Source organism: Planosporangium flavigriseum (assembly GCF_011947225.1).
Lineage (GTDB): Bacteria > Actinomycetota > Actinomycetes > Mycobacteriales > Micromonosporaceae > Planosporangium > Planosporangium flavigriseum.
Map to the genome: position 1 here is coordinate 296,811 of NZ_JAATVW010000003.1, position 24,603 is coordinate 321,413.

A 24,603-nucleotide genomic window follows, 5' to 3' on the forward strand; every position below is an offset into this window, starting at 1 on the left:
CCGTTGGCGGGATCACGCCCAGCGAATCGGTGCGAGGCCGGCCTCGGCGAGCGCGGCGTCGATCTTGCTGAACGGGCGGCTGCCGAGGAAGCCGCGCGGATTCATCGGACTGGGGTGGCCGGCTTCCAGTACGACGTGGTGCGCACCGGTCACCAGCCCGGCCTTCTTGCGCGCGTACCCGCCCCACAGCACAAACACGACGCGGCTGTCCTTGGCGTCGAGCGCTCTGATCGCCGCGTCGGTGAAGTGCTCCCAGCCCTTGCCCGCGTGCGCGGTCGGCGTTCCACTTCGGACGGTCAGCACCGCGTTGAGCAACAGCACGCCCTGCTCGGCCCAGCCGGTCAGCTCACCGTGTGCCGGCGGCTGCACGCCGAGGTCGTCGCGGAGCTCCTTGAAGACGTTGCGCAGCGACGGCGGCACCGTGACGCCCCGCCGCACGCTGAAGCTGAGCCCGTGCGCCTGGCCGGCCTTGTGGTACGGGTCCTGACCGAGGATCAGCACCCGCGCCGCGTCGTACGGGCACAGTCGGAACGCGCTGAACAGGTCGCGCAGCGGCGGGTAGACCGGGTGCGCCGCATACTCCCCTTCGACGAACGCGCTGAGCGACGCCACCGTGTCGGGGTCGAGGTGCGGCTTCATCGCGTCACGCCAGTCGGGGGGCAGCAGTTGCATCAGGTCCAGGGCCATGCCCCCGACCCTATGCAGCGGTTCTGGCAGCCGCGTCGAGCGCCGCTGTGACATCGGCGACCAGGTCTTGCGTGTCTTCGATCCCGCACGACAGGCGTACCAGACCCTCCGGCGCGTCGTCGCCCCACTGGGCGCGCCGGTCCGCGCTGCTGTGCAGCCCGCCGAACGAGGTCGCGGCGGCGATCAGCTCCGACGTCGTCAGGAACGCGTCGACGTGCGCCTTCGACGGCAGGGTGAACGTGACGATGCCCGGTATCCGCCGCATCTGGCGGCTGGCGATCCGGTACGCGGGGTCTGCGGGCCGGCCGGGCCAGCGGACCGAGGACACCTCCGGCCGGCCGGCGAGGAGTTCGGCGACCGCCGCGGCGTTCTCCGACTGGCGGCGAAGGCGCAGATCCAGGGTGCCCAGCGACCGGTGCGCGAGCCACGCCTCGAACGGACCGGGCACCCCGCCCGTACGCGCCCGCCAGGTGCGCAGCCGCCCGGCGAGCTCCGATGAGGTGGCGCAGACGTACCCGAGGACCAGGTCCGAGTGCCCGGTGAGCGCCTTGCTCGCGGAGGCGACGGACAGGTCGGCGCCCAATTCCAGCGGGCGCTGCCCCAGCGGCGTGGGCGTGGTGTTGTCGACGGCGACGAGCGCGCCGGCCTCGTGCGCCTGAGCGGCCAACGACGCGATGTCACAGACGTCGAGGCCCGGGTTGGCCGGCGTCTCCAGCAGCACCAGTTGCACGCCGTCGAACGACGGGTACGGCCCCGCGGTGGGTGCGAGGAGGACCCTCACCCCCGGCAGCGACTCCTGCGCGAAGGCGCGGGCCAGGAAGTACCCGTCAGCGGGCACGACGACGGTGTCCCCGGGGCGCAGCAGCGCCAGCAGCACCGCCGACACGGCCGCCATGCCGGACGAGAACGCGACGCACTCGCCGCCCTCCAGATCACCGATGGCGGATTCGAGGGCCCGCAGGGTGGGGTTGTCGGTACGCCCGTACCCGTCGACCCCGGGCTGCGGGCCGGCCACCGGGTCCAGGTGGTAGGGCGCCGCGAAGACCGGTCCGGGCAGGAAGGGCTGACCCGGCTGGCCCGGCGACGCGCTCCCGGCACGTACGGAACGGGTGCTGTCTCCAAAGGTCATTCCGACTTCGGCTCCCTGCTCATCAGTGCCCGGACCGCCACGCGCGGATCGAGTCCTTCGTGGCAGACCCGTTCGACCTGCTCGGTGATCGGCATCTCGACGCCGTACTTGATGGCCAGGTCGCGGATCGCGAGGCAGCTCTTGACGCCCTCGGCGGTGTACCGGGTGGCGGCCTGCGCCTGCTCCAGGCTCTCGCCCCGGCCCAGGTGCTCGCCGAACGTGCGGTTGCGCGACAGCGGCGACGAGCACGTGGCGACGAGGTCACCCAGTCCGGCCAGGCCGGCGAAGGTCATCGGGTCGGCGCCGAGCGCCACACCCAGCCGGGCCGTCTCGGCCAGGCCGCGCGTCATCAACGTGGCCTTGGTGTTTTCGCCGAACCCCATGCCGTGCGCCATCCCGCACGCCAGCGCGATCACGTTCTTCACGGCGCCGCCCAGCTCACAGCCGATGACATCGTCATTGGTGTACGGGCGCAGGTACCGCGTCGCGATGGCCCGCTGCACCCGGGCGGCCCGGTCGGTGTCGGTGCAGGCGACCACCGTCGCGGCCGGCTGCTCGGCGGCGATCTCGGCCGCCAGGTTCGGGCCGGTCACCACCGCGACCCGGTCTGGCTCGACCCCGGCCGCCTCCACGATCAGCTCGCTCATCCGCTTGAGCGTGCCCAGTTCGATGCCCTTCATCAGGCTGACGACGGTCGCGTCCGGGGTGAAGTGGGTTGCCCAGTCGCCGAGGTTGTCCCGCAGCGTCTGGGACGGGATGGCGATGACGACGAGGTCGGCGCCGTCGAGGGCGTCGGCCGGGTCGACGGTGGCCGTCACGGCGGTGGGCAACCGGAGCTCGGGAAGGTAGTCGGGGTTGACGTGCTGCTCCCGGATCGCTGTCGCCACGTCCGGTCGGCGCGCCCACAGCGTCACGTCGTTTCCGGCATCGGCGAGCACCTTCGCGAACGCGGTGCCCCAGGATCCCGCGCCGAGCACGGCGGCCCGCTTCACCGGTTATTCCTGATCTGCGCGCGCTTGGGCGTGTTGGGGTACAGCGGGGGCGGTGTTTCGCCCCGGATCTCGGCCAGCATGTCCCGCAGGTGCAGCATGATCGCCTCGGTGATCTCGTTCAGCGTCGCGGCGGTCGGTTCCGCGCTCCGCCATTTCGACAGGTCCACCGGCCGGCCCGCGACCACGGTCACCGGCGTCCGCGGGCGCAGCCGCAGCTTGGCCGTACGCGGGTCGAAGATTTTCTCCGGGCCCCACATCACGATCGGGATGACGGGCGCGTCCGTGGCCAGCCACAGCCGGGCCACGCCCGTCTTGCCTTGCATGGGCCACAGGTCCGGCTCGTGGGTGGTGGTGCCCTCAGGGTAGATGATGACGGTGTCGCCGTCCTTGACAGCGGCCACCGCCGAATCGAGCGCCTTGACCGCGTCGGCGGTGCCCCGGTGGACCGGGATCTGGCGCACGGCGGACAGGAACGGCCCGAGGATCGGCAGCCGGAAGAGGCTGGCCTTCCCGAGGAACTGCGGCCACCGCCCGGCGTCGTACACGAAATGCCCCGCCACCAACGGATCGGCGTGGGAAATGTGGTTGGCCGCGAAGATCACGCCGCCGCTCGCGGGCACGTTTTCCATGCCCAACCACGTCCGGTGCGTGAAGAGCGTCAGAAACGGTTTGAGGAGAGCCACTGCCAGCCGGCGCCAAAAACCCAGTCTTCGTCGTGCCACGGCCCCTCCTCGCTGCCCCTGGCGTAGCCGTTTCGCTCCCGCATCATGCCTGGCCTGTCCCCCTCTGGGCCAGCGAGGGTAGCCCCCGGCCGGAGCGGCGAGCACTCAGGTACGCAAGGATGCCGAGTGTGCGCAGGACGGAATGGGTCGCGGTGATGCCGGTCAAACGGCTGGCCATGGCCAAGACGCGACTGCGCGGGGCCGTCCCCGCGGCCGACCATGCCCGGCTCGTGGTGGCGATGGCCAAGGACACCCTCACCGCCGTGCTCGCCTGCCCGATCGTGCACCACGCGCTGATCGTCACCGACGAACCCACCATGGTGGCCGCAATCGCCGACCTGGGCGCGCAGCACGTACCCGATCGCCCCGACACGGGGCTCAACGCCGCGCTGGAGCGCGGCGCGGCACTGGCGGCGGGCTCGCCGGTGGTCGCGCTCACCGCCGACCTGCCGGCGCTGCGCCCGCAGGACCTGGCCGCGGCCCTGACCGCGCTGTCGTACCACCCCCGCGGCTACGTTCCGGATGCCGCGGGTACCGGCACCGCGATGCTCGCGGCAGCGGCCGGGGTGGCGCTGGATCCCCGGTTCGGACCGGGTTCGGCCCGGGCCCACGCCGCCTCCGGAGCGGTACGCCTCGACGGGGACTGGCCGTCGCTTCGCCAGGACGTGGACACCCCCGCCGACCTCGCCGCAGCGGCCGACCTCGGCCTCGGGCGGTACACCGCCGAGTTCGTCGGCGCCACCCGCTACGGTGGCGCGTAAGCGGCCGCGTCGGAAGGCCGACTCGTGAAGGACGGGTACATGCAGGGAACGGTGGCGACGTTCGATGAGCAAACCCAGGTGGGCACGGTGCTACTCGACGACGGATCCGAGCTGGCGTTCCCGGCCGCGGCCTTCGCGGCGTCCGGCCTCCGGCTGCTTCGGGTGGGCCAGCGGGTGCGCCTCGACCGGGACGCCACCGGCAATATCACCCGGGTTACTCTCCCCACGCTCCCGTGATGCCTCTAGCGATTTGTTGGCCGTCAACCTTTTTCGGGTCATTATGATGTAGTGACTGCCAGCCCGAGCCCGCGTTCCCCCCGCCGCGCCGGGTCTGCGCACTCCGCCGACGCGCCAGCGGCCGACCAGGTCAACGGCGCGAAGCGAGCCAGGCGTAGCACCCGAGTCACCAGGCACGCCGACGGCCGTCAGACCGCCGAGGCCCGACCGGAGGCCAACGGTCGACCGGCGACCCCGGCGGTCGCCGCCGCGACCAGATCGAATGCCGCCGCCTCCGCTGTCGACGCGCTCCCCCACGACCGGTACCTCAACCGAGAGCTGTCCTGGCTCGACTTCAACGCGCGGGTGCTGGCCCTGGCCGAGGATCCGCGCACCCCGCTGCTGGAGCGCGCGAAGTTCCTAGCGATCTTCGCCAGCAACCTCGACGAGTTCTACATGGTCCGGGTGGCGGGGCTGAAGCGCCGCCAGCAGACCGGCCTCGCGATCCGCGGCATGGACGGGCTCTTCCCCCGCGAGCAGTTGCAGCGGATCGCCGAACGGGCCGCCGCGCTGGTGGCGCGGCACGCCCGCTGCTTCGCCCAGGACGTCCAGCCCGCGCTCGCGGACGCGAACATCAAGGTCGTGCACTGGCCGGAGCTGTCGGCCCCGGAGCGCGAGCGGATGCGGGCGTACTTCCGCGAGCAGGTCTTTCCGGTCCTCACGCCGCTCGCCGTCGACCCGGCGCACCCGTTCCCGTACATCTCGGGGCTGTCGCTCAATCTCGCGGTGGTCGTGCGGGACCCCGACGGCGGGCCGGAGCTCTTCGCCCGCGTGAAGGTGCCCAACAACGTGCCGCGGTTCGTGGCCGTTGAGCGCGAACGCGCCGCGTCCGGTGAGGGCGGCCAGCCGGCCTCCTTCCTGCCGGTCGAGGACCTGATCGCCGCACACCTCGGCCAGCTGTTCTCCGGTATGCAGGTGGTCGAGCACCACCTGTTCCGGGTGACCCGCAACGCCGACTTCGAACTGGACGAGGACCGCGACGAAGATCTCCTTCAGGCGCTCGAACGCGAACTGGCGCGCCGCCGGTTCGGCCCAGCGGTACGCCTGGAGGTCGCCGCCTCCATCTCCGACCACGTGCTCGACCTGCTCGTACGCGAACTGGACATGGACGACCAGGACGTGATGCGGATACCGGGCCTGCTCGACCTGTCGTCGCTGTGGCAGGTGTACACCGACACCGACCGGCCGGATCTCAAGGATCCCCCTTTTGTTCCGGCCACCCACCCGCAGTTCGCCGAGGGTGAGGTCCCGCGCAGCGTCTTCAACCGGCTCCGCGACGGCGACATCCTGGTGCACCACCCGTACCACTCGTTCTCCACCAGCGTGCAGCGCTTCATCGAGCAGGCCGCGGCCGACCCGAACGTGCTGGCGATCAAGCAGACGCTCTACCGCACCAGCGGTGACTCCCCGATCGTCGACGCGCTCATCTCCGCCGCCGAGGCGGGCAAGCAGGTCGTGGTCCTCGTCGAGGTGAAGGCGCGCTTCGACGAACAGGCCAACATCGGCTGGGCGCGGATGCTGGAGCGCGCCGGCTGCCACGTGGTGTACGGCCTGGTGGGCCTGAAGACGCACTGCAAGACCGCGCTGGTGGTGCGCCAGGAGGGCAGCCAGATCCGGCGGTATTGCCACATCGGCACCGGCAACTACCACCCGAAGACCGCGAGAATGTACGAGGACTTCGGTCTGCTCACGGCCGACCCCGAGGTGGGCGCCGACCTGACCGACCTGTTCAACGTGCTCACCGGGTACAGCCGGCAGACCGCGTACCGGCGCCTGCTGGTTGCGCCGCACGGGGTGCGCAGCGGCATCATCGAGCGGATCGAGCGCGAGATCGAGCACGTCCGGGCGGGCCGGCCGGGGCTGGTACAGATCAAGGCGAACTCGCTGGTCGACGAGGCGATCGTGGACGCGCTCTACCGGGCCAGCCGGGCAGGTGTCGACGTCGACCTCGTCATCCGCGGAATCTGCACGCTCAAGCCCGGCGTACCGGGGCTGTCCGAACGCATCCGGGTGCGCTCGATCGTGGGGCGATTCCTGGAGCACTCGCGGGTCTTCCGCTTCGGTGACGGCCAGGTTCCGCCCCGGGAGAACGCGAGCGGCGACGGCGCGGCATTGGAGCCTTCGGTCCCGGGGGGCGAGTTCTGGATCGGGTCGGCGGACCTGATGCACCGCAACCTCGACCGGCGGGTCGAGGCGCTGGTGCGGGTCGTCGACCCGGCTGCGAAGGTGGAGCTCGACCGGGTGATGCGGCTGATCTTCACGGAGAAGACGACCGCGTTCGAACTGGCCGCCGACGGCACCTGGCAACGGTGCGTCATCGACGGGGACGAGTCCCTGATCAATCCGCAGCAGGCCCTCCTCCGGCGCATCGTGAACAAGGTTGATTGAGCTCCTCCACCGCCCTGAAGTGCGGGGATTCCCACGGTTGCCCGTGCGGGTTCCTGCTTCATCGGGCCATGCCGTCCCCGCCGTGGCGGATAGGTCTTAGCGGCCCTCGACCGGCGTTTCACCTCTCGACCAGCCCGGCCACGAGGAGGCCCGCTTGACCACCCTCGCCATGCCCCGGATGCTGCCATGAGGGTCCGTCAATTTCGCGAAGGGAGGGAGCGGCGTTTCCTCCCTTGCCCGACAGCACGGGTCTCCACGCCGCCACTTCGATGAACGTGTGCCTGAGCGAGCGGATGAGCACGAGGTCGGACGGTCGCCTCCGGCCGGCGCGGGCCGGCATCCCATTGCACCGTGATATTTGCCGAATTTTCGGGTACGAGGGGCGAGTGCTCCTGCGTGAACCCCTGCCCCACAAGACCACTGCGGTCTCGCCGGAACGCTTGTTAGCTACCGCGCGCGCCTCCCGTACGGCGCAACAACCCGCCCGGACGACGACCGACCGGTCCCCCGACCACCTGCCGTCGTCATGACGCGGGTCGTCAGGGCCGCCGGCGGGGTGGTCGCGCGGGACGGCGCGGCCGGCAAAGAGGTCGTGCTGGTCCACCGGCCGCGCTACGACGACTGGTCACTGCCGAAGGGCAAGCTGGAGCCCGGCGAACATCCCCTCCTCGGCGCGGTGCGGGAGGTGGGCGAGGAGACCTCGGTACGCGCGGCGCCGCGGCTCCGGCTGCCCTCGACGCATTACCTGACCGGCAATCCCGACGTGGAGAAGTCCGTCGACTACTGGTCGATGGTCTGCCTCCAGGCCGCCGAGTTCGTGCCGAACGACGAGGTCGACGAGGTGCGGTGGGTACCGGTGTCGCAGGCGGCCAAGTTGTTGACGTACGCGCACGACCGCGGGGTCCTGGCGGCGTACCCGCCGCTGTCTCGCGTGGACGGGCTCGTGATGCTGCTGCGGCACGCGTACGCCGGGGAGCGCGAGGAGTGGGAGGGCGACGACGACGACCGCCCGCTCGACGACGGCGGCCGGGCCACCGCGCGGGCGCTGGCGCCGCTGCTCGCCGTGTACGGACCGACGCGGATCATCAGTGCCGGGCGGTCCCGATGCGTCCAGACAGTGGAACCGCTCGCGGCCATGACGGGCCTACCTATCGAGGTGGACGACCGCTTCGACGAGTCGGCCGACGCCAAGTCGGCCGCCGGTCTCATCCGCGAATTGGCCGCCTCCGACGGGGTAATCGTCGTGTGCAGCCAGGGCGGCCTGATCCCGGGTGTGGTGGGGACGATTTCCGGGCGCGATCCCGGTTCGTACCGCACCCCCAAGGGATCGGGCTGGGTGCTGGGTTTCGCAGGGACCGAGTTCGTTGCGGCGGACCGATTCGACCTCGAACCCCTGTCAATGTAGGAAAGCGGCTCGAAGCAACAAACGAAAGAGGGCCGGGCATGCCCGGCCCTCTTTTCGCTATAGCGTCAGCGCTTCTTCGCGACGGCCTTCTTGGCCGGCGCCGCCTTCGCGGTGGTCGCCTTCGCGGTGGTCGCCTTCGCGGTGGTCGCCTTCGCGGTGGTCGCCTTCGCGGTGGCCCGAGCGGTCGTCGTCTTACGCGCCGTCGTCGCCGTCGCGGCCTTGGTGACCTTGGTCGCGGTCGCCTTGGTAGCAGCCGTCTTGGTGGCCGCCTTCTTGGCCGGAGCCGCCTTGGCCGTCGTCTTGGCGGCGGTCTTGGCGGGAGCGACCTTGGTGGCCGCCTTCTTGGCCGGAGCCGCCTTGGCCGTCGTCTTGGCGGCGGTCTTGGCGGGAGCGACCTTGGTGGCCGCCTTCTTGGCCGGAGCCGCCTTGGCCGTCGTCTTGGCGGCGGTCTTGGCGGGAGCAGCCTTGGTGGCCGCCTTCTTGGCCGGAGCCGCCTTGGCAACGGTCTTGGCCGGAGCGGCCTTGGCAACGGTCTTCTTGGCAGCGGCGGCCTTCGGCAGCTTGCCGCTGGCAACCAGCTCCTTGAAGCCAGCGCCCGGACGGAAGGCCGGAACCGAGGTCTTCTTGACCTTCACAGCCTCACCGGTACGCGGGTTACGAGCGGTTCTGGCGGCCCGGACCTTCTTTTCGAAGACACCGAAACCGGTGATGGCAACCTTGTCGCCCTTGGTCACGGCGTTCTGGATTTCCGACAACACGGCATCGAGCGCCTGCGTCGCCGCCCGCTTGTCACCCAGACGGGCCGACAGCGCGTCGATGAGCTCCGCCTTGTTCACGATTTCCTCCTGTACGTGGAGACTGCGCGACTCCATCCACGCGCAACATCGGTCTCAACTGCCAGGATACAAATACTTTTTGAAAAAGAAATCGTTGCGGTACAACAGAATTGGCCGGTGGCCCAAATGGACCACCGGCCAAACTCCCTGCAAGAGCTAGATGACAGCCGGCTTCCACTGCGGACGGCGCTCTTCAAAAGCGGTCACAGCGGCTTCGTGGCGAAGCGTCAGGCTGATGTCGTCGAGCCCTTCGAGTAGGCGCCAACGGCTGAAATCGTCGAGCGGGAACGCCCATACATTCGCGCCGGCGCGAACTTCCCGGGCTTCCAGGTCGACGGTCACCGCGAGGGTCGGATCGGCTTCCACCGCGTCCCAGAGCGCTTCCACCGCAGGCTGTTCGAGCTCGACCGGCAGCAGGCCGTCCTTGAGTGCGTTACCCCGGAAGATGTCCCCGAATCGCGGCGAGATGACCGCCCGGAATCCCCAGTCGCGCAGCGCCCAAACCGCGTGCTCACGCGATGATCCGGTGCCGAACTCGGGTCCGGCGATGAGGACCGAGGCCCCGGAGTAAGCCGGATTGTTGAGCACGAAATCAGGATCGGCCCGCCAGGCGTTGAAGAGCCCGTCGGCGAAACCCGTCTTGGTCACCCGCTTCAGGTACACAGCCGGGATGATCTGGTCGGTGTCCACATTGGATCGGCGCAGCGGCACGGCGGTGCCGGTGTGAACGGTGAACTTGTCCATCTGTCCTTACCTCAGCTCAGATCTGCGGGCGCGGCGAGGCGTCCCGTGATCGCGGTCGCGGCCGCGACCGGCGGTGACACCAGGTGCGTACGGCCGCCGCGGCCCTGCCGGCCCTCGAAGTTGCGGTTCGAGGTCGACGCCGAACGCTGGCCGGGCTTGAGCGTGTCCGGGTTCATACCCAGACACATCGAGCAGCCGGCGAAGCGCCACTCGGCGCCAGCGGCGGTGAAGACCTCGTGCAGGCCCTCCTCCTCCGCTGCCGCGCGCACGGCGGCCGATCCGGGGACGACCATCATCCGTACGCCGTCGGCGACCTTGCGACCGCGCAGCACCTCGGCAGCCGCCCGAAGGTCCTCGATGCGCCCATTGGTGCAGGAGCCGAGGAACACCACGTCCACGCCGATGTCCCGCAGCGCCGTTCCGGGCTTCAGGTCCATGTACTCGAGCGCCTTCCGGGCCGCCGTGCGCTCGACGTCGGCCTCGAAGCTCTCCGGGTCCGGGACGACCGCGTCGAGCGGCACGCCCTGCCCCGGGTTGGTGCCCCACGTGACAAACGGCGTGATCGAGCTCGCGTCGATCGTCACCTCGGTGTCGAACGTGGCACCTTCGTCGGTGCGCAGGCTGCGCCAGTACTCCACCGCGCGGTCCCAGTCGTCGCCCTTGGGCGCGTACTCGCGGCCCTTGAGGTAGGCGAACGTGGTCTCATCCGGCGCGATGAGACCGGCCTTGGCACCCCACTCGATGGACATGTTCGAGATGGTCATCCGGCCTTCCATCGACAGCTTCTCGATGGCCGGCCCCCGGTACTCGACGATGTGCCCGCGCCCGCCGCCGGTGCCCAGCTTGGCGATGAGCGCCAGGATCAGGTCCTTGGCGGTGACGCCGGCGGGGAGTTCCCCGGTGACGTTGACTGCCATGGTCTTCGGCTTGTGCTGCGGCAGCGTCTGGGTCGCCAGAACATGCTCGACCTCGCTGGTGCCGATGCCGAAAGCGATCGAGCCGAAGGCGCCGTGGGTCGCGGTGTGTGAATCGCCACAGACGATCGTCATGCCCGGCTGGGTGACCCCGAGCTGCGGGCCGATCACGTGCACGATGCCCTGCTGGGCGTGGCCCAGCGAGTGGAGCCGGACGCCGAACTCCGCGCAGTTCTTGCGCAGGGTCTCGATCTGGGTACGGCTGATCGGGTCCGCGATCGTGATCAGGTTATCGGTCGGCGTGTTGTGGTCTTCGGTTGCGAGCGTGAGATCAGGGCGCCTGACCTGGCGTCCCGCCATCCGCAGGCCGTCGAAGGCCTGCGGGCTCGTCACCTCGTGGAGCAGGTGTAGATCGATGTACAGAAGATCTGGCTCGCCCTCGGCGGAGCGGACGACATGTGCGTCCCAGACCTTCTCGGACAGGGTGCGTGGTGCTTCTCCCAGCATCTGGACATCCTAAAGTTTGGGAGGTAAGTTTCGGTTCGTGGGACACAGTATGAGCGGTGTTGGCGTACTCGACAAGGCGGTGGTCATCCTTTCCGCTTGCGTGGACGGCGCCAGCCTGGCCGAACTCGTCGAGCGCACCAAACTTCCGCGCGCCACCGCACACCGGTTGGCGCAGGCGCTGGAGATCCATCGGATGCTCGTCCGCGACGCGCAGGGACGGTGGCGGCCCGGCCCGCGTCTCGGTGAGTTCGCCAACGCCGCCCCCGACGTCCTGCTGACCGCCGCCGAGCCGATGCTGGCGGCACTGCGGGACAACACCGGCGAAAGCGCCCAGCTGTACCTACGCCGCGCCGACGAACGGCTCTGCGTGGCCGCAGCGGAGCGCTCCAGCGGCCTGCGGGACACCGTTCCGATCGGATCGGCACTCCCGATGACCGCGGGGTCCGCGGCGCAGGTCCTGCTCGCCTGGGAGCCCCCGGAAGCCGTGATGCCGCTCCTGCCCCGCAGCAAGTTCACCGGCCGCACCCTCGCCGAGGTCCGCCGCCGCGGATGGGCGCAGAGCGTCGCCGAGCGAGAGGCCGGTGTGGCAAGCGTCTCAGCGCCGGTCCGGGACCGTACGGGCCGGGTAATCGCGGCGATCAGCATCTCCGGCCCGATCGAGCGCCTGGGCCGGCGCCCGGGCGACCGGCACGCAATGGCCGTGGTTCGCGCCGGACAGCGCCTGTCGGGGCTGTAGGAACGCCGCGCACGGCGGATCCTGAGTGGTCGAGAATCAGCCGCCCGGACTCGCGGTTGGCAGCCCGATCGCCGCCGCCGCGTCGAGCAGTCGCTTGTCGTACGTGACGAACGCCTCGAACGCGTTGCCCGCCTGGCCGGCGAGCATCTGCGCCGTCGCCAGGTGGATGGCGTCGAGACTGCGCAGGGTCGGCTCTGTGTACGCAGCAGCCGTCCCGCGTACGGTGGCGTCGATCTCCAGACGGTAGAGGCGAGCCATAGCCGAGGGCACGCCGACGAGCGCTTGCGGCGCAGCGCGACGCAGGGCGCGGGGAACCTCGACCTCGACCAGTGCGGACGACACCAACGGCACCTCAGGCCGCGCGTTAAGCCAGGTAACCAGTTCAGCCGTTCCCGCTTCCGACCGCACGAGCTTCACGACCGCCGCCGAGTCGAGGTAGATCACCAGCGTTCATCCTCGCGAGCTGCCGCAAGGTGTTCGGCGGCGTTGATGTCCGGCGCGCCAAGCACCGGCGGGACTGGGATCGGGCCGGTGTTCGTCGGCCCCGCCGCCCGCCCCTCCGCCACCAGGCGATCCAGCAGCGACAGGCCGTCGTCAACGGGCACGAGACGGGCGATCGGACGCCCGCGGTCGGTCACCTCGAGCGTCTCGCCACCGGCAACTCGTGCCAGCACCTGGCTGGTGTTCTGATTGAGCTCGCGTACCCCGATCCGCTCCATGGGAAAAATGTAGAACATAAAGTCCTACATAACCACCGAAGCGAGGCGCAGAAACGGAAAAGCGCCCTGAAGTTTCCTTCAGAGCGCTTCCGCTGTAGCCCCGACCGGATTCGAACCGGCGCTACCGCCTTGAGAGGGCGGCGTCCTGGGCCGCTAGACGACGGGGCCAGGCACCGATGCCTGAGCATCGATGTAGCTGGGGTACCAGGACTCGAACCTAGACTAACTGAACCAGAATCAGTTGGGCTGCCAATTACCCCATACCCCATCGGTGCTCGCTGCACCGGGGATGAACTGTACATGAGCCGCCCTGCCGCGCCAAATCCGATCCCCCTCCCGGCGTGGCGCGCCCCGCTAGTCCAGGGCCACGACGCGGTTCGTCAGTGCCCCGACCTGCTCAATCCGCACGGTGACGGTGTCTCCGTCCGCCATCGGCCCCACTCCGGCGGGCGTGCCGGTCAGGATGACGTCACCCGGCAGCAGCGTCATCACGTGTGACACATACGACACAAGAGTCACCGGGTCGAAGATCATGTCCCGGGTACGGCCGAGCTGGCGCACCTCCGCCTCGGCGCCGGGCGGAGAGCCCGCCGGCAGCACCTCGCAGCGGACCTCGAGATCGGCCGGGTCGACGCCGGTGACGATCCAGGGGCCGAGCGGGCAGAACGAGTCGAACCCCTTGGCCCGGGTGAACTGGACGTCCTTGCGCTGCAGATCCCGCGCGGTCACGTCGTTTGCGACCGTGTACCCGAAGATGGCCTTCGCGGCGGCCGCCTTGTCCGCGCGGCGCGCACCTGACGCCCCGATCACCACGGCCAGCTCGGCCTCGTGCTCAACCTGCTTGGACTGCGGTGGGAGCCGTACAACGTCGCCGTGGCCGATCACGGACGTCGTCGGCTTGAGGAACATCAGCGGCTCGGCGGGGACGTCATTGCCCATCTCCGCGGCGTGCTCGGCGTAGTTACGGCCGATTCCGACGACCTTGCTGGGCAGGATTGGCGAGAGCAGTCGCACGTCGGCGAGCGCCCACCGGTCACCGGTGAAACGGATCTCTCCGAACGGGTGCCCCTCGATCTGGGCCACGGTCAGCGCCTCCGCGCCAGCCTCGGGCTCCCCTTCGACGACTCCGAACGACATCCCACCGCTGTGGACGAAACGAGCAATACGCATCAGGCAAATCTAGCCCGCGTCATGATCGGCAGGTACCGCGCGCCGGCACCACCAAGAGGAGCCCCGCCGGAGGGGCTGCCACACTGGAACCCGTGAAAATCGCCGTCGAGATCCTGCCCGCTGATGTCTGGCGGCGCCGAAGGACGGCCTACGAACAGCGCATAGACGAGTGGATCACGCCGCACCTGACCCGCCGCCGGGCCCGGCTCAAACATCCGGTCGAGGACTTCCTGTTCACGTACTACTCGTACCGACCGGCGCAGTTGCGCCGCTGGCATCCCGGAGCGGGCGTACTCCTGGAGGGCGCGGGCGATCTCGGCCCCGGCTACCGGGACACGCCGGACGGCGTCACCGTGGACGTCGACGCGTTCATGGCGCGGCGCGGCGAGTCCGTCACGTGGATCCACGACCTGTTGACGGCCACCGCCTCCCGTACGCCGCACCTGGGCTGCTTCGGGCTGCACGAGTGGGCCATGGTCTACGGGCAGTCGGGCGACGAGATCCGCCACAACGCCTGGCCCCTGCGCCTGTCCCCCGCCGACACCGCCGCGGTGGTCGAGGAACGTGGCGTGAAGTGCAGCCACTTCGACGCCTTCCGGTTCTTCACGGCCCCGGCCCGGCCGCTGAACATACTCCAACCCTCGCGGGACACGCAGCGCGACAACGAACAGCCCGGCTGTCTGCACGCCAACATGGATCTTTACAAATGGGCGTACAAGCTCAGCCCGCTCACGCCCAGCGAACTCGTCACCGACTGCTTCGCCCTGGCCCGCGACATCCGCGCCCTCGACATGCGGGCCAGCCCGTACGACCTGGCCGATCTCGGCTACCCGCCGGTCCGGATCGAGACCGCCGAGGGCCGCGCGGAGTACGCGGCGGCGCAGCGCGCGTTCGCGAGGCGCGCCGAGCCGCTGCGCGGCCGCCTGATCGAACTCACCAGCGCGCTCCTCGGCCAACCGGTAGCGGACGCGACAACCGCCGCGGCACCCGACGCGGCTAACGCAGGATGTTGATCGCCCTCGCCACCACGAGCGCGACGGTCGCCAGCGAGACCATCGACTGCCCCATCATCGTGAGCTTCGCCCAGCGCGACATCGGCAACGTGTCGGTCGGGCTGAACGCGGTGGAGTTGGTGAACGACAGGTACAGGTAGTCGACGAAGTGCGGCTCCCAGTCGCGGTGCGCCGCGTGCGGCGACGTCATCTGCGGGAACATGAAGTCCGGATAGTCATCGCGGGCGTTGGCCCGCGCGGCCGGCCCGCCCCGGTCGCCTTCCCAGTACCACAGCGCGAACACGATCATGTTGGTCAGCCAGATCGCGCCGCCGTTCAGCAGCAGTACCACCGCGTCGTTGGTGCCTCCGCCGTACACGATGCGGTAGACCAGCCGCCCGGCCGACCAGGCGGTCGCCAGCGACGCGACGATGACCAGGCCGATGGCGGCAGCCCGCAGCACGGGCCGCTCACGGTCGATCCGGTTCGGGTCGGCGACGACCAGGAACCCGAGCAGCAGCAGTTCGATCACGGGCAGCAGCCAGTGCGGGGTGAACGCGAGATCCTGGGGCAACTGGAGCTGCAGCGCGATCGCGACCAGGATCGCGATCGCGGCCGGCCAGCGCGCCTCCCCCCGCGTCTGCCGCAGCCAGCCGGGCAGGTTCTCCGGGTCGCGCCCGACAAGCCTTTCCAGCCGGAGGGCACGGGCCGCCAGAGTCGCCTCGGTCAGCGGCGGACGGCGACGATGTCCCTCCTCGCCGTCGCCGGCTTGCGCGCGCGGTCGTTTCACACCGCAGATTGTGTACGCCGAAAGGGTGACCCGGAACGCCCGGCGAAGGCGTGCCCATTCGACACGAATCGCCCTTACACGGTATGCGCAAAGTTGCGCTCCGTGAGAACTCGCCGCTGTCGGAGTAACGATTATCGGCAGGCAGCCGCCCATATTCCGGAGTTACCGCGCGGGTTGCCGGCTGGATACCGGACATCCTGACGGGTCGCGCAATCGCCTGATCCGAATAGTCTCAACGGCATGTCGCCGGGGGGGGTACCGGGCACTGTCATCGGGCGGGACTCCGAATTGGAGCTTGTCCGGTCGGCGCTGGCCGGGGTCGCCTCCGGCCGGGGCGGCGTCGTCCTCGTCGAGGGTGAGCCGGGCATCGGCAAGTCCGCCCTGCTACACGACGCCCTCGCCGGCACGGCCGAGCTGGGTTGTCAGCTCGGGTGGGTCGCCGCCGACGAGCTCAGCCCGCGTATCCCCCTGCGACTGCTCCTGGATTGCCTCGAGATCGAGTCGCGGTCACCCGACCGGGGCCGGATCGGTGTCGCCGCGCTCCTGGGAGGTCCTCCAACGGGCGCCTTCGCGTCCCGCAGCGATCCGATGGCCGCGGTGGTCGAACGGGCGCTGACGATGGTCGACAAGATGTGCACGGACGCTCCGGTCGTTCTCGTCGCCGACGACCTGCAGTGGGCCGACGAGACGAGTCTGCTCGCCTGGCACCGGCTGGCCCGTACGGTCTCCCACCGCCCGCTGCTGCTGGTCGGCGCCTACCGCCCGGTGCCGAGCCGCGACGAGCTGGACCCGCTGCGGGACGACGCCGTGGCCAGCCGGGGGCTGGTCCGCCTCGCCCCGCTATCGGAGCAGACGGTCGCTGAGATCGCCGCCGGTCTCGCCGGCGCACCCATTGGCCCCCGGCTGCGGGCACTGACCGCCCACGCCGGCGGGAACCCGCTGTACCTGCGGGAACTGATCGACGCGCTGCGGCGGGAAAAGGCGATCACGATCGACGCCGGGCAGGCGGAGCTGGCCGACGGGTGGAGCAAGCGAGCGCCTGAGACGCTCACGGCGGCGATCGCCGCGCGGCTGGGTTTCCTGTCCCACAACGCGACCACGGCGCTCCGGGTCGCCACGCTTCTCGGCCCCGAGTTCTCGATCGACGACGTGGCGACCGTTCTCCAGCTTCCGGTGACCGCGCTGCGCAGCGCGTTCGCGGAAGCGGCGGCGGCCGGGGTCGTGGCTACCGGCAACCGGCTGTCGTTTCGGCACCCGCTCATCCGGCACGCGCTGTACGAGGAGATGCCAGGGGTCGTTCGCTGCGCCCTGCACCGGCACGCGGCGCAGACGCTCGCCGCCGCCGGCGCGTCGGTAGAGCGAGTCGCCGCCCAGCTGCTGCCGGCCGGGCCCGCCGTCGACGGATGGGTCACGCAGTGGTTGGTACGGGCCGCGCCGGAGCTGGTCGACCGGGCGCCCCTGGTCGCTGCGGAGCTGTTGAGCCGGGCCACCGGCCAACTGCCGCCAGGGGAGCCGCACTGGGACGAACTCGCGGGCGCGCTGGCGCGGGTGCTGTTCCGGCTCGGGCGCGACGCCGAGTCGCAGGCGCGGCAGATCCTCGCCCACACCGACCGCCCCGCCCTGGCTGCGGAGATGCGCTGGATTCTCGGCGAGCGGTTGCTGCGGGCCGGCCGCGCCCAGGACGCCCTCCACGTCGTCGAGCAGGGGCTCAGCCAGCTCGGTGTCCCGGTCGTCTGGCGGGCCCGGCTCGAGGCGATGTCGGCGCGGATCCACTCCACCTCCGCCGACGACCTCGACAAGGCCGAATACGCCGCCAGGGCGTCGCTGGCGTCGGCGAGCGCGTGCTCCGACCGGCTGGCGCTCGGCTACAGCCTGCTCAGCCTGTCGACGACCGCCCTGATGCGCCGGGACCAGGCGGCCCGACTGTTCCACCTCGACTGCGCGCTGGACGTCCTCGCCGACGACATGGAGCACCTGGAGCTGCGGCTGCTGTTGCTGGGCAACCGGACACTCGCGCTGTCGATCCTCGACCGCTTCGACGAGGCCGAGCGGACGCTCGCCGACGCCCACGCGCTGGCCGAGCGGCGAACAGGGTACGCCGGCCTGGCGCGCTTCCACGCCCCCGCCGCGGTCCTGTACTTCTGGACCGGCCGCTGGGACGAGGCTCTCGCCGTGCTGGACACGGCCGGGGACCTGCCGGACAGCCCCCGGCTGGCGCCGATCGCGGCCGGGATCGTCTCGCTCATCGCCTGCCACCGCGACGACCGCGTCACGGCCACGGCTCGGCTGGACGCGTACCCGGTTCCGAAGACCGCGACCGCGTACCCCGATCACCAGACCGCGACCGCGTACCCCGATCACCAGACCGCGACCGCGTACCCCGATCACCAGACCGCGACCGCGTACCCCGATCACCAGACCGCGACCGCGTTCGATGTCGCCAACCGTGGCTTCCTGCTGTCCGCCCGCGCCGTCCTGGCCGAACGCGACGGCCAGCCGGCGGAGTCCCTGCGGGCCTGGCGGGAGCTGCTCGAGCCGCGGTACGCGCAGATGGAGCGGCACACGCTCATGCCGGACGTGGTACGGGCGGCGATGGCGGTGGGCGACACCGAAACGGCGCGCGAAGCCACCACGCTGTGCGAGCGGGATCCCGGTCTGCCCACTCCCGGGCGGGCCGCCGCGGTCGAACACTGTCTCGGACTGCTCACCGGCGACGTCGACCTGCTGACGAACGCTGGCCGCTATCTGCGAACGGTCGGACGGGTCGTGGCGTACGCGCGCAGCTGCGAGGACGTCGCGATCCTGCTGGCGCAGCGGGGCGAGCGGCGGGCCGCCAAGGCCGCCCTCAGCCCCGCCATGGACGCGTACGCGACCTTGGGCGCTCAGTGGGGCCTGCGGCGGGCCGCCGCCCGGGTACGCCCGTTCGGCATCCGTTGGGGCGCCCGCGGCCCGCGCCGGCGACCCGTCTCCGGCTGGGCGTCGCTGTCTCCCACCGAGACGGCGATCGCCCGGCTGGTGGCCCAGGGAATGTCCAATCCGGACATTGCTGGGGAGTTGCTGCTGTCGCCGCGCACGGTCCAGTCGCACGTATCCCACATCCTCGTGAAACTCAAGGCGCAGTCGCGGGTGGAGATCGCCCGCCAGGTACTCATCCACGGGTAGGCACCAGATGCGGACAACTGTCGTGGGACGCGACGACGAGATCGCGCGCGTACGCACGCTCGCCCACCGCGCAGCCACCGGTTACGGCTCGACGATTCTGATCGAGGGCGAGCCCGGAATCGGCAAGAGCGCCCTGCTGGCCGTCGCCGCCGCCGAGGCGCGCCGGCTCGGCGCCCGCGTGCTGCGCGGCCGCGGCGTTCCGGTCGAGGAGCCGCCGCCGTTCGGGGTGGTCCGGTCGTGGCTGGACGCGGAGCTACCCGCTGATGGCGACTTCGCGCTCATCGAGCTGATTCTCGGTCGACTCGAGTCCTGGTGCGCCGTGGGACCGCTGGTCGTCCTCGTTGACGACCTGCAGTGGGCCGACACGTCGAGCCTGCTGCTGCTCGGCCGCCTCGGCCGCGCCGTCGGTCAGCTTCCGGTGCTGCTCGTCGCCGCGTACCAGCCGACGCAGCAAAATGCTCGACTCGACGTGCTGGTGCGCAGCCTGCGCGGTCAGGGCGCGGTGCCGATGCGGCTCGACCCGCTGACCGAAGACGACCTCGCGGAGCTGGTTCGGTTGCTCCTGGGCGTACCACCCGGGCCCGGCCTGCGCGAGTTGCTCGCGCAGGCCGGCGGTAACGCGCTCTACACGACCGAGGTGCTCGGGGCGCTCGCCCGTACCGGGCGCCTCCAGGTCGCCGACGGGGTCGCGACGCTGCGCCGCGGCGCGGCGTCAGGCACCGTCCAGGCGGCACTGCTCGACCTGGTCCAGCGCCGGCTGGAGCCGTTGAGCGCGGACACCCGCGACCTGCTGCGGGCGGCCGCCGTCCTCGGCCCCGGTTTCGACCTGACCGAACTGGCGGCCGTCCTCGACCGGCCCGTGATCTCGCTCTGGCAACCGGTCAGCGAGGCCGTGACCACGGGCCTGCTCGTCGACGCCGGGGACCAGCTGGTCTTCCGCCACGAACTGGTCCGCCAGGTGCTCGCCGGCGGACTGCCCGCGACGGCCGCCGACGCGCTGCGGCTGCGGGCCGGCCGGGCGCTCGCCAGCGCGGGCGCGCGGGTCGAGCGGGTCGCGCGGCACCTGACGGCCGTCACCGGCCTCGCACCGGACCTCGTGGACTGGCTGGCGCGGGCGGCCGAGGCGCTGGTCGTACGCGCCCCGGAACTGGCCATGCCGCTGCTGGAGCGGACGCTGGCGCAGCGGTCCGCGGAGGCCCCGGCTGTGCTGCGTCTGCAGTACGCCCGGGCGCTGCTGTGGGCCGGGCGACCGGTCGAGGCGCGACGGGCGGCGCAGGCGGCGCTGCGCGTACCCGGGACGCCCCCGGTGGCGCTGCACTGGCTGCTGGCACAGGCGTACCTGCAGAGCGGCCGGGCCGGCAGCGCCCGGACCGTCGCCGAACGGGTGCTGGCCAGCGCCCGGTGCGGCGACGAGGAAGCGGCCCGCTTCCGTGCGCTCCTCGCGCTGTGCCTGCTGCTGTCGGGGCGCGCCGACGCCGCCGACGCCAGCGCGGGAACCGCGCTGGCCGGCGCCGACGGGTACGTCAGCGCGTACGCGTTGACGGTACGGGCGGGCGTCCAACTGGTACGCCAGCGGCCACAGGCGGCGCTCCACCTCGCCGACCGGGCGCTCACGGCGCTCGGCAGCGACCCGGTACAGCCGGACCGCCCCTTCCCGCCGCACCTCGTGCGCGGGTTCTGCCTGCTGGAGCTGGACCGGTTCGCGGAGGCGGAGGCGGCTTTCACCGAAGGCCGTCGCCGCCTCGGTCGCACCTTCCGCACGTGGCACCACATGGCCCTGGCTCGGCTGCGGTATCTCCAGGGGCGGTGGAACGACGCGCTCGCGGAGATCCGGGCGGGGCTCGACGTGACCGACTGCCCGGGCCTCGCCGGTGGGCTACGTAGCCAGGCCGCGCTGATCGCGGTGCATCGCGGCGAGGTCGACGCCGGAAGCCCGCACACCCCCGACCCGCACCCGTACTGGGGATGGCTGCGCCTGGCGGCGCGGGCGCTGCGGTGCGAGCGCGACGGCGACCCGGAGCGCGCGCTGCTGGCCCTGCTCGACGCGGCAGGTCGCGGGTTGCCAGGTAGCTGCCTCGCCGCCGACCTCGCCCGGCTCGCCGCCAGCACCGGGCAGCGTTCGCGGGCCCGGGGGCTGGCCGACGGCTACGACCGCGTCGCGGCTGAGCATCCCGGCCCGCACGTGCGCGCCACCGCCCTGCTGTGCCGGGGCGTGGCCGAGGCGGACGCCGCGCTGCTGCTCGCCGCCGCCCAGGAGTTCGGCGAGGCCGGCCGGCCGCTGTACGAGGGTTACGCGTACGAAGAGGCGGCCGCCCTCCTCGCCGCGACCGGGTCACGCGTCCGGGCCCGGTCGGCGCTGGACTCGGCGGTCAGGTGCTACGACCGGCTCGGCGCCGCCTGGGACCTCGATCGCGCGCAGGCGCGGCTGCGGGAGGCCGGCGTACGGCACCGGCACATCCGGCAGCGGCCGAAGACCGGCTGGGAGTCGCTGACCCAGACCGAGCGCCGGATCCTCGGCCTGGTGGCCGCGGGCCGGTCGAACCCGGACATCGCCGCCGAGCTGTACCTGTCCCGGCGGACCGTGCGGAACCACGTCTCGCACATCCTCGCCAAGCTGGGCCTCAGCTCGCGCGTCGAGTTGGCCGTCAGCGCGTACGAGAACGGCGCGGTGGGTTAGCAACCATCAGTGCCCACCCGGCGGCCCGGTAAGAGGCTGTGGACAGTTTCTCCTCAAGCCGACCCCATGCTTGCCGACGGTTGTGGGGTGGCGTACTCAACTGATCTGACCGATGCGCAATGGCGGCTGCTCGCACCCGTTCTCGGGCGTGGTGGCTCGCGTGGTCCCCAGCCGGCTTTGGACCGGCGGCTGGTGGTGAATGCCGTGTTGTACCAGGCGAAGACGGGCTGCCAGTGGCGGATGCTGCCGGCAGAGTTCGGCAGTTGGAACACGATCTGGCGCACATTCGCCCGCTGGCGTGACCGCGGGGTGTGGCAGCAGGTCATGGACGTGTTGCGCCGGCACCTGCGCGTCGCGGCCGGCAGGGATCCGGAGCCGTCGCTGCTGATGGTGGACTGTCAGGTCGTCAAGGGCGGACGGTGCGGCGCTGACTTCCATGAGGGCCACTACAAGTACCGGCTGCGTGGCGCGAAACGTGCGGTTGCCGTCGATTACCTCGGGTTGCCGGTCACGGTGAACGTGACCGGCGCGCGCACCCATGAGGTGAAGGCAGCCCGCCAACTTCTGGACCGAGTACTGCCGGAGGCCGCACGGGTGGCGACGGTGATGGGCGACCGCGGCTTCCGCGGTCTGGCCACGCAGCTCGAGCGCGCCTACGGCGTCGAAACGGTCATCAAGCACGACGAGAACCGGCCGAGGGGTGAGTTCCGACCGTTGCAGCCGTTGTGGAAGGTGGAAGCGGCGTTCGCCGACCTGGGCAGGTGGCGGCGGTTGGCCAGGTCATTCGAGGGAACGTCCGCGTCGGCGACCGCGTGGATGCAGGTGGCCGCTGTCGGCGTCATGCTCCGGCAGGTGTGAACCGGCCGAGATCAGTGAACTGTCGGTGCCGCCTGGCACTATCACGCGCGTGATCGCGTCGCGGGAGAAGGCACCCAAGCATGGGCCGGGTCGCCTCGTCGTCGACGGCACCGACCACGTGCTGCACCGCAAGGCGCAGTTCGCACTGCACCCGGGTGCTGCCGCCGAAGCCCGGCTCCTGGCGCTGCTCGCGGCGCTGTGCGAGTGCTACAACGCTGCCCTGGCCGAGCGCCGCGACGCGTACCGGGCTACAGGAAGAACCGTGTCGTTGTTCGAGCAGTACAACCAGATCAAGGATCTGCGCGGGGTGCGTGACGACGTGCTCGCGTGGGGTATCCAGCCGGTCCGGTCGGCGCTGAAACGCCTGGACGAGGCGATGGCCGCATTCTTCCGACGGGTCAGGGCCGGGCAGGTGCCCGGGTTCCCTCGGTTTAGGTCCCGGTCGAGGTTCGACACCGCCTGCTGGGACGAACCGACCTCGTGGAAGCTTGGCAAGGACGCCGAGACCGGCCGGTGGCGGCTGGCCGTGCAGGGCGTCGGGACCGTCGCGTTGTCGAAGAAGGCCAGCCGGCAGTTGGACCGCCTGGTCAAGCGCGGCGGGGATCCGGCCACGTTGACCATCACCCGCCGGCGGGCCGGGACCGGATGGGTGTGGCGCGCCACGGTCGGATTCAAGAACGTCACCACGCAGCCGTTGCCCGGCACCGGCCGGGTCATCGGGGTAGATCGGGGTGTGGCCGTCACCGCCGCCACCAGCGACGGCCAGCTGCTGCGCTACCCGGCGCAGGCGCAAGCAGCGCGGGACACCGCGGTGCTGCTCGGGCAGTCCCTGGCCGGGAAGAAGCGCGGCTCGAGGGCGTGGCGCAAGACGGTACGCACCATCGCCCGTGAGCGGTGCAAAGCTGCCGCGATCGTGGACAACTGGGCACGTGAGACCGCCAAGACGATCGTGGCTGCGGCCGACGTGCTCGTCGTCGAGGACCTCGAGTTGAAGAACATGACCCGTTCTGCGAAGGGAACCGTCGACAAGCCGGGGCGGAATGTGCGGGCGAAGGCCGGGTTGAACAGGTCCCTGTCGGGCGCGGCGCTGGGGAAACTCGCCACCAGGGTGGCCGTCAAAGCGGAAGAAGCTGGACGGACCCTGTGGCGTGTGAACCCCGCGTACACCAGCCAGGATTGCCCCGCGTGCGGCCACCGCCGCAAAGGCAACCGGGACCGTACCGTGTTCCGATGCCTGAACTGCGGGCATACCACACACGCGGACGTGAACGCCGCGGTGAACATCGCCGCCGCGGGCCAGCAAGCCCACACCGTCTGGCAGGCAGCCGGCGCGCCACCGCTGGCGCGGCCGAAACCGCGTCTGCGGCGGCGCACAGCAGATCAGCCGCTACCCGCGGCAGCGTAGAACCACCGAAACACGACTGGCGCCGGGACGGCACCAGGGCCACGAGCCGAACGGACGAAAACTGTCCACAGTCCCTAAACCGTGGTCTGGTCCCGTCTTCTGCCGGCACTGTCGGCTCTGGCGGACGCACCGATCGTGACGACTGGGGTCAGATGGCGGTTGTTTCAGGACCGCCGCGAGGACGAATGTACGGGTAGAAAGTGCCGCTCGATATCCGCCCGGGCTGTTCCAGGAGATTTCGGCCATGACCGTCTGTCCAAACTCCCCCCACGAGGTCGGCAACCGGATCGCCATCGCGAAGGTGACGCTCTCGGTTCACCGGATCCAGGCCGGCACCGGCCGCTGCGAGGCGTGCGGGCGCGAGTGCCCATGCGACGCCGCGAACAACGCCGCGAACACGCTCGCGGCGTACGGCCTGCCGGTGACCGAGCCGCAGCCGCAGCCGCAGATGCGCAACCAGCGCCGGTTCCTGCGCAGCCGCAAGTACCTGAACTGGCGCTAGTCCCTAAGACGGCGCCGCGACAGCTGATCTGCCTGGCGGGTGGCCTCCGATAGCCGGTACCGGCGGCACAGCCCTAGCGCGGCGAGCAGCGATGGGATCTCACGGAACGACAACAACCCGGGTACGTAGCTCGAATGGCGCACAGTCCAGGCGTACGAGCGGTCGTAGCCGCTCCTGGATCGCCTGTGCCTCCGCGACGCTGGCCGGCCAGGGGTGCACAAGACTGCAGAC

At 70.8% G+C, this 24,603-nt stretch carries 23 protein-coding genes and 2 tRNA genes; 11 read left to right on the plus strand and 14 right to left on the minus strand.

Going from position 1 to position 24,603, the window contains the following annotated elements; all coding sequences use genetic code 11:
- Nucleotides 1–12: 12 nt before the first annotated feature.
- The 4 genes from HC028_RS06495 to HC028_RS06510 are packed head-to-tail and all read right to left on the minus strand — an operon-like array spanning nt 13 to nt 3,530.
- A complete protein-coding gene (locus tag HC028_RS06495; protein ID WP_168073962.1) occupies nt 13–687 on the minus strand; it encodes a uracil-DNA glycosylase in 675 nt (224 codons plus the stop codon).
- A 10-nt stretch (nt 688–697) separates the two neighbouring features.
- On the minus strand, nt 698–1,816 hold the full coding sequence (locus tag HC028_RS06500) for a cystathionine gamma-lyase (protein WP_168073964.1): 1,119 nt from the start codon (nt 1,814–1,816) through the stop codon (nt 698–700).
- Complete coding sequence (locus HC028_RS06505) at nt 1,813–2,808, minus strand: NAD(P)H-dependent glycerol-3-phosphate dehydrogenase (RefSeq protein WP_168073966.1); 996 nt, start codon at nt 2,806–2,808, stop codon at nt 1,813–1,815. Before HC028_RS06505 ends, HC028_RS06500 begins: the two co-directional genes overlap by 4 nt.
- Nucleotides 2,805–3,530 carry a lysophospholipid acyltransferase family protein gene (locus HC028_RS06510; RefSeq protein ID WP_168073968.1) on the minus strand — a complete coding sequence of 242 codons (726 nt, stop codon included), beginning with the start codon at nt 3,528–3,530 and terminating at the stop codon, nt 2,805–2,807. The genes HC028_RS06505 and HC028_RS06510 overlap by 4 nt, the downstream gene beginning before the upstream one ends.
- A 155-nt stretch (nt 3,531–3,685) precedes the next feature.
- Here HC028_RS06510 and cofC point away from each other — a divergent pair, with 155 nt between their 5' ends.
- From cofC to HC028_RS06530, 4 genes are all read left to right on the plus strand, one after another.
- Nucleotides 3,686–4,291 carry a 2-phospho-L-lactate guanylyltransferase gene (cofC, locus tag HC028_RS06515; RefSeq protein WP_308442025.1) on the plus strand — a complete coding sequence of 202 codons (606 nt, stop codon included), beginning with the start codon at nt 3,686–3,688 and terminating at the stop codon, nt 4,289–4,291.
- A 39-nt stretch (nt 4,292–4,330) separates the two neighbouring features.
- Nucleotides 4,331–4,528: a cold-shock protein gene (locus HC028_RS06520; RefSeq protein WP_168073972.1), complete on the plus strand. Its 198-nt coding sequence runs from the start codon at nt 4,331–4,333 to the stop codon at nt 4,526–4,528.
- Between the two features lie 51 nt (nt 4,529–4,579).
- On the plus strand, nt 4,580–6,955 hold the full coding sequence (locus HC028_RS06525) for an RNA degradosome polyphosphate kinase (RefSeq protein ID WP_168073974.1): 2,376 nt from the start codon (nt 4,580–4,582) through the stop codon (nt 6,953–6,955).
- Nucleotides 6,956–7,481: 526 nt separating this feature from the next.
- A complete protein-coding gene (locus HC028_RS06530; RefSeq protein WP_168073976.1) occupies nt 7,482–8,360 on the plus strand; it encodes an NUDIX hydrolase in 879 nt (292 codons plus the stop codon).
- A 65-nt stretch (nt 8,361–8,425) separates the two neighbouring features.
- Here HC028_RS06530 and HC028_RS06535 read toward each other — a convergent pair whose 3' ends face one another.
- The 3 genes from HC028_RS06535 to leuC all read right to left on the minus strand — a co-directional run bounded on the left by HC028_RS06535 (nt 8,426) and on the right by leuC (nt 11,361).
- The gene (locus HC028_RS06535; protein WP_168073978.1) at nt 8,426–9,196 is read right to left on the minus strand and encodes an HU family DNA-binding protein; all 771 of its coding nucleotides are present in this window, start codon (nt 9,194–9,196) and stop codon (nt 8,426–8,428) included.
- Nucleotides 9,197–9,352: 156 nt separating this feature from the next.
- On the minus strand, nt 9,353–9,940 hold the full coding sequence (gene leuD, locus HC028_RS06540) for a 3-isopropylmalate dehydratase small subunit (protein WP_168073980.1): 588 nt from the start codon (nt 9,938–9,940) through the stop codon (nt 9,353–9,355).
- Nucleotides 9,941–9,951: 11 nt separating this feature from the next.
- Nucleotides 9,952–11,361, minus strand: coding sequence for a 3-isopropylmalate dehydratase large subunit (leuC, locus tag HC028_RS06545; protein ID WP_168073982.1), 1,410 nt, complete (start codon nt 11,359–11,361; stop codon nt 9,952–9,954).
- A 49-nt stretch (nt 11,362–11,410) separates the two neighbouring features.
- On the opposite strand from leuC, the gene HC028_RS06550 reads away from it, so the two are divergent.
- Nucleotides 11,411–12,097: an IclR family transcriptional regulator gene (locus HC028_RS06550; protein ID WP_168073984.1), complete on the plus strand. Its 687-nt coding sequence runs from the start codon at nt 11,411–11,413 to the stop codon at nt 12,095–12,097.
- Between the two features lie 36 nt (nt 12,098–12,133).
- Here the strand turns inward: HC028_RS06550 and HC028_RS06555 are convergent, their stop codons facing one another.
- The 5 genes from HC028_RS06555 to HC028_RS06575 all read right to left on the minus strand — a co-directional run bounded on the left by HC028_RS06555 (nt 12,134) and on the right by HC028_RS06575 (nt 13,986).
- A complete protein-coding gene (locus HC028_RS06555) occupies nt 12,134–12,541 on the minus strand; it encodes a type II toxin-antitoxin system VapC family toxin (RefSeq protein ID WP_168073985.1) in 408 nt (135 codons plus the stop codon).
- Nucleotides 12,538–12,816, minus strand: a complete 279-nt coding sequence (locus HC028_RS06560; protein ID WP_168073987.1) for a type II toxin-antitoxin system Phd/YefM family antitoxin — start codon at nt 12,814–12,816, stop codon at nt 12,538–12,540. Before HC028_RS06560 ends, HC028_RS06555 begins: the two co-directional genes overlap by 4 nt.
- A gap of 95 nt (nt 12,817–12,911) precedes the next feature.
- A tRNA-Glu gene (locus HC028_RS06565) sits at nt 12,912–12,984 on the minus strand.
- Between the two features lie 28 nt (nt 12,985–13,012).
- Nucleotides 13,013–13,084: transfer RNA gene (locus tag HC028_RS06570), tRNA-Gln, on the minus strand.
- Nucleotides 13,085–13,170: 86 nt separating this feature from the next.
- Entirely contained in the window at nt 13,171–13,986 is an 816-nt protein-coding gene (locus HC028_RS06575; protein WP_168073989.1) for a fumarylacetoacetate hydrolase family protein, read from the minus strand.
- A gap of 92 nt (nt 13,987–14,078) precedes the next feature.
- On the opposite strand from HC028_RS06575, the gene HC028_RS06580 reads away from it, so the two are divergent.
- Nucleotides 14,079–14,999: a 3-methyladenine DNA glycosylase gene (locus HC028_RS06580; RefSeq protein WP_373313868.1), complete on the plus strand. Its 921-nt coding sequence runs from the start codon at nt 14,079–14,081 to the stop codon at nt 14,997–14,999.
- Here the strand turns inward: HC028_RS06580 and HC028_RS06585 are convergent.
- Nucleotides 14,983–15,768 carry a DUF1345 domain-containing protein gene (locus HC028_RS06585; protein ID WP_203981199.1) on the minus strand — a complete coding sequence of 262 codons (786 nt, stop codon included), beginning with the start codon at nt 15,766–15,768 and terminating at the stop codon, nt 14,983–14,985. The genes HC028_RS06580 and HC028_RS06585 overlap by 17 nt on opposite strands.
- A gap of 240 nt (nt 15,769–16,008) precedes the next feature.
- Between HC028_RS06585 and HC028_RS06590 the strand changes: the two genes are divergently transcribed.
- The 5 genes from HC028_RS06590 to HC028_RS06610 all read left to right on the plus strand — a co-directional run bounded on the left by HC028_RS06590 (nt 16,009) and on the right by HC028_RS06610 (nt 24,372).
- Nucleotides 16,009–18,930 (plus strand): helix-turn-helix transcriptional regulator, encoded by a 2,922-nt coding sequence (locus HC028_RS06590; RefSeq protein ID WP_168073991.1) that lies wholly within the window; start codon nt 16,009–16,011, stop codon nt 18,928–18,930.
- A gap of 7 nt (nt 18,931–18,937) precedes the next feature.
- Nucleotides 18,938–21,607: an ATP-binding protein gene (locus tag HC028_RS06595; protein ID WP_168073993.1), complete on the plus strand. Its 2,670-nt coding sequence runs from the start codon at nt 18,938–18,940 to the stop codon at nt 21,605–21,607.
- Nucleotides 21,608–21,694: 87 nt separating this feature from the next.
- Nucleotides 21,695–22,465, plus strand: coding sequence for an IS5 family transposase (locus HC028_RS06600; protein ID WP_168073995.1), 771 nt, complete (start codon nt 21,695–21,697; stop codon nt 22,463–22,465).
- 49 nt (nt 22,466–22,514) lie between these two features.
- The gene (locus tag HC028_RS06605) at nt 22,515–23,870 is read left to right on the plus strand and encodes an RNA-guided endonuclease InsQ/TnpB family protein (RefSeq protein WP_168073997.1); all 1,356 of its coding nucleotides are present in this window, start codon (nt 22,515–22,517) and stop codon (nt 23,868–23,870) included.
- 244 nt (nt 23,871–24,114) lie between these two features.
- Nucleotides 24,115–24,372: a hypothetical protein gene (locus HC028_RS06610; RefSeq protein WP_168073999.1), complete on the plus strand. Its 258-nt coding sequence runs from the start codon at nt 24,115–24,117 to the stop codon at nt 24,370–24,372.
- On the opposite strand, the gene HC028_RS28670 is transcribed toward HC028_RS06610, so the two are convergent.
- The gene (locus tag HC028_RS28670; RefSeq protein WP_373313939.1) at nt 24,369–24,593 is read right to left on the minus strand and encodes an endonuclease V; all 225 of its coding nucleotides are present in this window, start codon (nt 24,591–24,593) and stop codon (nt 24,369–24,371) included. The two genes, HC028_RS06610 and HC028_RS28670, sit on opposite strands and share 4 nt — an antisense overlap.
- Between the last annotated feature and the right edge of the window lie 10 nt (nt 24,594–24,603).

Bases quoted from the DNA above. Each gene is read 5' to 3' on its own strand.
- HC028_RS06495 (WP_168073962.1), bottom strand. From the start codon at position 687: ATGGCCCTGGACCTGATGCAACTGCTGCCCCCCGACTGGCGTGACGCG.
- HC028_RS06500 (WP_168073964.1), bottom strand. From the start codon at position 1,816: ATGACCTTTGGAGACAGCACCCGTTCCGTACGTGCCGGGAGCGCGTCG.
- cofC (WP_308442025.1), top strand. From the start codon at position 3,686: ATGCCGGTCAAACGGCTGGCCATGGCCAAGACGCGACTGCGCGGGGCC.
- HC028_RS06520 (WP_168073972.1), top strand. From the start codon at position 4,331: ATGCAGGGAACGGTGGCGACGTTCGATGAGCAAACCCAGGTGGGCACG.
- HC028_RS06530 (WP_168073976.1), top strand. From the start codon at position 7,482: ATGACGCGGGTCGTCAGGGCCGCCGGCGGGGTGGTCGCGCGGGACGGC.
- leuD (WP_168073980.1), bottom strand. From the start codon at position 9,940: ATGGACAAGTTCACCGTTCACACCGGCACCGCCGTGCCGCTGCGCCGA.
- leuC (WP_168073982.1), bottom strand. From the start codon at position 11,361: ATGCTGGGAGAAGCACCACGCACCCTGTCCGAGAAGGTCTGGGACGCA.
- HC028_RS06550 (WP_168073984.1), top strand. From the start codon at position 11,411: ATGAGCGGTGTTGGCGTACTCGACAAGGCGGTGGTCATCCTTTCCGCT.
- HC028_RS06560 (WP_168073987.1), bottom strand. From the start codon at position 12,816: ATGGAGCGGATCGGGGTACGCGAGCTCAATCAGAACACCAGCCAGGTG.
- HC028_RS06575 (WP_168073989.1), bottom strand. From the start codon at position 13,986: ATGCGTATTGCTCGTTTCGTCCACAGCGGTGGGATGTCGTTCGGAGTC.
- HC028_RS06590 (WP_168073991.1), top strand. From the start codon at position 16,009: ATGTCGCCGGGGGGGGTACCGGGCACTGTCATCGGGCGGGACTCCGAA.
- HC028_RS06595 (WP_168073993.1), top strand. From the start codon at position 18,938: ATGCGGACAACTGTCGTGGGACGCGACGACGAGATCGCGCGCGTACGC.
- HC028_RS06610 (WP_168073999.1), top strand. From the start codon at position 24,115: ATGACCGTCTGTCCAAACTCCCCCCACGAGGTCGGCAACCGGATCGCC.